Source organism: Micropruina sp. (assembly GCF_047607385.1).
Lineage (GTDB): Bacteria > Actinomycetota > Actinomycetes > Propionibacteriales > Propionibacteriaceae > Micropruina.
Map to the genome: position 1 here is coordinate 1 of NZ_JASGDE010000175.1, position 4597 is coordinate 4597.

5 protein-coding genes are annotated in these 4597 nt (G+C 73.4%); 2 read left to right on the forward strand and 3 right to left on the reverse strand.

Annotated elements, in window-relative coordinates; genetic code table 11:
* Together QM582_RS15655 and QM582_RS15660 are read left to right on the forward strand one after the other, a co-directional pair.
* Window positions 1-824 (forward strand): heavy metal translocating P-type ATPase (locus QM582_RS15655; RefSeq protein ID WP_415085930.1); only part of this gene is annotated, 824 nt, incomplete at its 5' end.
* An 8-nt stretch (window positions 825-832) separates the two neighbouring features.
* On the forward strand, window positions 833-1399 hold the full coding sequence (locus QM582_RS15660) for a DUF5134 domain-containing protein (RefSeq protein ID WP_415085932.1): 567 nt from the start codon (window positions 833-835) through the stop codon (window positions 1397-1399).
* A gap of 73 nt (window positions 1400-1472) precedes the next feature.
* Here the strand turns inward: QM582_RS15660 and QM582_RS15665 are convergent, their stop codons facing one another.
* From QM582_RS15665 to QM582_RS15675, 3 genes are all read right to left on the reverse strand, one after another.
* On the reverse strand, window positions 1473-2909 hold the full coding sequence (locus QM582_RS15665; protein ID WP_415085934.1) for a cobyric acid synthase: 1437 nt from the start codon (window positions 2907-2909) through the stop codon (window positions 1473-1475).
* Between the two features lie 131 nt (window positions 2910-3040).
* Window positions 3041-3847, reverse strand: a complete 807-nt coding sequence (locus tag QM582_RS15670) for a hypothetical protein (RefSeq protein ID WP_415085935.1) — start codon at window positions 3845-3847, stop codon at window positions 3041-3043.
* A gap of 53 nt (window positions 3848-3900) precedes the next feature.
* Window positions 3901-4506 (reverse strand): TetR family transcriptional regulator, encoded by a 606-nt coding sequence (locus tag QM582_RS15675; protein ID WP_415085936.1) that lies wholly within the window; start codon window positions 4504-4506, stop codon window positions 3901-3903.
* Window positions 4507-4597: the final 91 nt, after the last annotated feature.

Consider the following 4597-nt stretch of genomic DNA (forward strand, 5'->3'; position numbering starts at 1 on the left):
CCGACGCCGGCCGGGCCGCCGCGGCGGAGCAGCTCGGGCCGGTCACGGCGTCCGAGATCGAGGTGTACGCGGGCCGCGGGATCGGCGCCGTCGTCGGCTCGCGGACGGTGCAGGTCGGCAGCCCGGCCTGGTTCACCGAGCAGGGCCTGGCGCTGCCGGACGCCGCCGTCCGGTTCACCGACGCCGCGGCGAGCAGCGGCCGGGCGAGCATCCTGGTCAGCGCCGACCGGCGGGTGATCGGCGGATTCCGGCTCAGCGACACCCTGAACGACTCCGCCGCCGCCGGCGTCGCGGCCCTGCGCGACCTGGGGCTGAGCACCGTGCTGCTGACCGGGGACGCCGATGCCCCGGCCCGGGAGATCGCCCGCCGGCTGGGCATCGACTCGGTGATCGCCGGCGTGCTGCCCACCCAGAAGGCCGCCGCGATCGAGGCCCTGCAGGCAGACGGGGAGCGGGTGGCGATGGTGGGCGACGGCATCAACGATGCCGCCGCGCTGGCCACCGCCGATCTCGGCATGGCGGTGGTGAACGGCACCGACCTGGCCATGCGCTCCGCCGACGTCGTCCTGGTGCGCCGGAACCTGGAGGTGATCGCCGACGCCGTCCAGCTGTCCAAGCAGACCCTGCACACCATCCACGGCAATCTGATCTGGGCGTTCGGCTACAACGTCGCCGCCATTCCGCTGGCGGCGTCCGGCTGGTTGAATCCGCTGATCGCCGGCTTCGCGATGTCCTTCTCGTCGCTCTTCGTCGTCGGCAACAGCCTGCGGCTGCGCAGCTTCGAGCCTCGGCGGACCCGGGTCGTCCCGCCCGCCGCCGGGTAGGCACGGCGTTGCTGACCGGGGCCTGGGGGGTCGTGCTGACCACGCTCTTCGCGGTGGTCGCCGGCTACTCCATGATCGCCGCCGGGCGGTGGGCGACCCATCGCGGCCGGGTCGAGGAGTTGTTCCCGCACCTGAACCATGCGCTGATGGGCCTGGCCATGATCGCGATGTGCTGGTGGCCCGCCGGAATCCCGGCCACCGTGCTGCAGCTGTTCGTCTTCCTCGGCTTCGCCGGCGGCAGTGGCGCCGCGACCATCACCGCCCACCGTGCCGCGACCCGGGTGGACAACGCCACCCACCTGGCGATGAACGCGGCGATGGCCTGGATGCTGCTGCAGATGGCCTTGTCGGCGGCCGGGACCGGTGGCCACGGTCATGGCGGGGCCGGCCCGGCGATGACCGGTGCGGGGCCGATCGGTGCGCTGGCCGCTGCGCTGCTGCCCGTCCTGCTGCTGGCCGGGTGTGCGCTGTGGTGGCTGCTCCGCACGGTGCGCTCGCCGCGAGGACGCGTCGTCCACCTGAGTCACGCCGCGATGGCGGTGGGGATGGCCGCCATGTTCCTCGCGGTCGACTGAACCCTGGCCCCTGGCCCCTGGCCCCTGGGCCCGGGTTCCCGGTTCGTCCGGTCGGTCCGGCGCGGCACGGGTTCTATCGGGCCAGGCCGATCAGGGCCTCGACGTCGAGGTGTTCCTCCAGGGCGTCGGCGAGGGTCTCCAGCATGCGTTCCCGGCGCTCCCGGAAGCCGAGCGCGTCCGGGGCCGGCGTCCAGGACGATCTGGACGCCGCGGCGACCTCGCTCAGCCAGGCCCGCCGGAAGCCGTCGTTCTCGAAGGTGCCGTGCCAGATCGTGCCCCAGACGCTGCCCTGCCGGACGCCGTCCAGGAACGGTTCGCCGCCGGCGGCGTCCACGATGCCGTGATGGATCTCGTAACCCTCGACCGGGTGCCCCCGCCACTCGCCGGTCGGCCGGCCCAGCACCTTGTCGGCGCCGAACCGCACCCGGGTGGGCAGCAGCCCCAGCCCGGGCTCGCTGCCGCGCGCCGACTCCACCGGATCGTCGACGACCTGGGCCAGCATCTGGTAGCCGCCGCAGATGCCCAGCACCGGACGTCCGGCCCGGGCCCGCGCGGCGACCGCGTCGGCCAGCCCGCGATCCCGCAGCCAGGCCAGGTCGGCCAGCGTCGAGCGGCTGCCCGGCAGCACCACCAGGTCGGCGTCGGCCACCTCGGCCGGGGACGTGGTGGCGATCACGTCCAGGCCGGGCTCGGCGGCCAGGGCGTCCAGATCGGTGGCGTTGGAGATCCGCGGGAACCGCACCGCCGCCACCCGCAGCGTCCCGGACGCGCCCGGGATCCGCGGCCAGTGGGCGAAGGCGAGGGCGTCCTCGCCGTCCAGCCAGACCTCCGGCAGCCAGGGCAGCACCCCGTGGCAGGGCAGCCCGGTGCGCCGGGTCAGCTCGCTCAGCCCCGGGTCGAGCACCGACTGGTCGCCGCGAAATTTGTTGATCAGGTAGCCGGCCAGCAGGGCCCGGTCGGCGTCGTCCACGATCGCCCAGGTGCCGAAGATCGCGGCCAGCACACCGCCCCGGTCGATGTCCCCGCAGAGCACGACCGGTAGGTCGAAACGCCTGGCCAGGCCGAAGTTCACGTAGTCGCCGCGGCGCAGGTTGATCTCCGCCGGGGAACCGGCGCCCTCGCACAGCACGATGTCGTGGCCGGACGCCAGCTCGGCGTAGGCGGCGAAGGCCGCCTCGGCCAGCCGGGCGCGTCCGGTGGCGTACTCGCCGGCCTCCAGGGTTCCGGACGGCTCACCGCGCAGCACGATGAACGAACGCCGGTCGGTGCCCGGTTTGAGCAGCACCGGGTTCATCGCCGAGGTCGGCTCGACCCGGGCGGCCTGGGCCTGCAGATACTGGGCGCGTCCGATCTCGGAGCCGTCCGGGCAGACCATCGAGTTGTTCGACATGTTCTGCGCCTTGAACGGGGCCACCGCGATACCGCGCCGATGCAGGCAGCGGCACAGTCCGGCGGTGATCAGCGATTTGCCGGCGTCCGAGCTGGTGCCGGCGATCAGCAGGCCCGTCATCAGGCTCGCCCAGGGACGCCGCAGTGCATGCATTCATCGTAGCCAGCACGCACTCGACCGGAGCCCGATCGGACGCGTCCCCGCGGCATCAGCGTGCGCGTGAGCGGGACGGGCCGGCCGGATGCGGACGGTCAGCGGTACCGCGGCAACGGGCCGTAGAAGACCTGGTCGATCGGTGCGGAGTAGGCCACCTGCGGATGCCGGATCAGCTGCCAGCGGGCGACGAACCGTCGGGTCGGCGGCAGCCACAACGGGGCGGCGCCCAGCGCGACCAGCCCGATCGAGAGGGACGCGATCGGGGTCAGCAGCAGCGAGAGCGCCGAGACGGCGAGCGCGACCAGAGCGCCGATCCGGGTCCAGCGGTAGCCGGCGAAGGCGTAGTAGCCGACCGCCGTGGCGGTGCCCGCGACCAGCACCGCGATCAGGCAGCACAGGATGGCGAACAACACCCGCATCCCGCTGCCCGGCTCGGACGGGAACTGGGCGGTGAGCCAGGTGGCCTCGTTGAATTTGTCGATCTTGTTCCACTCGCCGGGCCCGACCTCCTGCCAGGGGGAGGCCATCTGCCACATCGCGATGCCCAGTCCGGCGACCGCCACCCCGGCGCCGGCGAACAGCAGCACCGCGGACAGCCAGATCGTCCAGGGCCGGACCGGCCGGCCGGTCCGTCGGCTGAGTGGGGCGAGTGGCTCCGGGCCGGACGCCGTCGGCGCCAGGGTGTCGATCCCGCCGTGGGCGACGGCCACCGCCTGCGGCGGCGTCCCGGCGCCGAACGGTGTCGCTCCCGGTGGGGGCGGTGCGGTCGTCGGCTGCGGGCTGCTGGTGGGAGTGCCGTTCCAGCCCGAAGGGCCGCCCGCTGCGGGCGGTGCCGGGTACGGCGGGGTGGGGGAGCCCTGCTCGGGGCCCACCGGCTCACCGGTTGGTGCTGGCCAGCTCATCGTCCTCCTGAATCCGCGCGGGCCCCAGCCTACCGAGGTGCCGAATCGCCGGCTCACCAGTCCTCGACGAGAATCTCCTGCATGGCCTGCCCGAGGCCGTCGATGATCGCCTGATCGGTGGCGGTCGCCAGGGTCTGCAGGTGCAGGATGTAGCGGCACAGGGTCAGGCCGAGGACCAGGCTGACCGCGAGCTGGGCCCGCAGCCGGAAGTTGTCGTGGCCCAGTCGTTCGGCGATCGCGCCGAAGACCTCCTTGGACATGAACTCGCTCAGCGGACGCTGCACGATGTCGCCGGCGACCGCGGAGCGCAGCATCGCGGTGAATCGCTCCCGGCCACCGTCGGTTCCGTCGTAGGCCTCCAGGAAGGCGGCCACGGCGGCGCGTCCGATCTGCTCCCGCGGCCCGGCCAGCACCCGCTCGACCAGTCGCTCGGCCTCCAGCGGGATGTCCAGCACGGTCTCGGCGAACAGATCGGACTTACTGGAGAAATAATGGTGAATCAGGGCGGGGTCGACGTCCGCCTCCCGGGCGATCGCCCGCAGCGACACCTTGTCGTAGCCGATCGTGGAGAACAGGGTGAGTGCGGCCCGGCAGATCGTGCCGCGGGTGTCGGCGCCGCCCGGCCGACGCCCGCGCGGTTTCACGGGGGTGTCCGTCATTCGCGCTTCCTCTCTCAGCGGCCGCGCGCGGCCTGGGGTGTGCCGCAACCCGTACGCCGCGCCGACCCCCGGCCTCGTCGCCGGGGGAGGC

Bases quoted from the DNA above. Each gene is read 5' to 3' on its own strand.
- QM582_RS15665 (WP_415085934.1), bottom strand. From the start codon at position 2,909: ATGACGGGCCTGCTGATCGCCGGCACCAGCTCGGACGCCGGCAAATCG.
- QM582_RS15670 (WP_415085935.1), bottom strand. From the start codon at position 3,847: ATGAGCTGGCCAGCACCAACCGGTGAGCCGGTGGGCCCCGAGCAGGGC.
- QM582_RS15675 (WP_415085936.1), bottom strand. From the start codon at position 4,506: ATGACGGACACCCCCGTGAAACCGCGCGGGCGTCGGCCGGGCGGCGCC.